Raw genomic sequence first — 1,118 nt, forward strand, 5'->3', positions numbered from 1 at the left:
GCCTTGCCCTGGCCTGATCGGAACAAAGCTGTTTCCGGCTTCGAAGATCATAAGAACGGGCGTTGCGTCCGGCGTCGACTTATAGCCCTTGAAAAGATCGCCGCCCCGGTTTCCTTCAATTAGCGCCATGTGCGATCCGTCATCGGTTGGCTTGCCCGTCGCCGTACCGGAGTAGATGTTGCCCCGCACCTCGACGTTTGGCGAGGATCCGCTGATTTTCACATCGTTGACGACGCTGCCGGTCGTCGCCTTGAAAAGGCCACCCGTCGCCCTCTGCCGTTCGCCCGATATTGTCGACAGGGCGACATAGGACGATCGCGCATCCGCGATGCCTGCATGGGTTTGCGACATGTCGCCGTTCAATCGAACGCCAATGGACGCCGCCGCGCCGCCCATGTCGACAAGCGTGTCGGCCGACACAATGGTTTCATCCGCCGCGCTGAAGACGCCGTAGGCATTGGCCTGGGTAAACCCAAAGATGCGGCCGGCACCAATCCTGGCGCCGCGCGAGATCTGTTGCCCGGCCGGGGTTTCGATATAGATCCCCTGATGCGTCGCCTGGATGTCGAACGACAGCAGGCGAAGATCTTCGATATGATGGCCGGTGCCGGCGCGAATGCCTTGCTGCACGCCTTCCGTCACCAGGCTGCGCACCTCGATATCCTTGGCCCCTCGCAGCACCAGGCCATAAAGGCCATCCCTGGACTTGGCACTGATGCGAAGGCGTTTGTACTTCAACACCGATCCGGCGGGCGCAGCGCTGCGGGTGAACGCGACGGCCGCGCCAAGTTGAACGCCGCCAAGCTGCGTCCAGTCGATATCCACCTCGATATCGCTCACCGGCCAGTCGTCGTCACTCTCTGCATCAAAACCGTTCAAATAGGCGCTCACGCGAGCGCGGCGGACAAACACGTGACTTGTGCCGGAAACCTCGTCGTTGATGGTGACGATGTTGCGCGCCGTATCGCCCCTGGCGTCGTCGATGTAGACCCAGCTGGAATCGGCAATGCGGTAGTGGTCGCCTTGCGTACCGGTGAGCGTGCCATGCTCGATCGTGACGCCGGAGATGCCGCTGATGTTGAAGACGCCAAAGCCGTTCGCAGCCGCGACATGATTCC

At 61.4% G+C, this 1,118-nt stretch carries 1 protein-coding gene; it reads right to left on the bottom strand.

Features of this window, described 5'->3' with window-relative positions; genetic code table 11:
- The coding region (locus tag EN939_RS38375; RefSeq protein ID WP_164751564.1) for a hypothetical protein at positions 1–1,118 on the bottom strand (1,118 nt) is incomplete at both ends.

It is taken from the genome of Mesorhizobium sp. M7A.F.Ca.CA.002.05.1.1, from assembly GCF_003998335.1.
Lineage (GTDB): Bacteria > Pseudomonadota > Alphaproteobacteria > Rhizobiales > Rhizobiaceae > Mesorhizobium.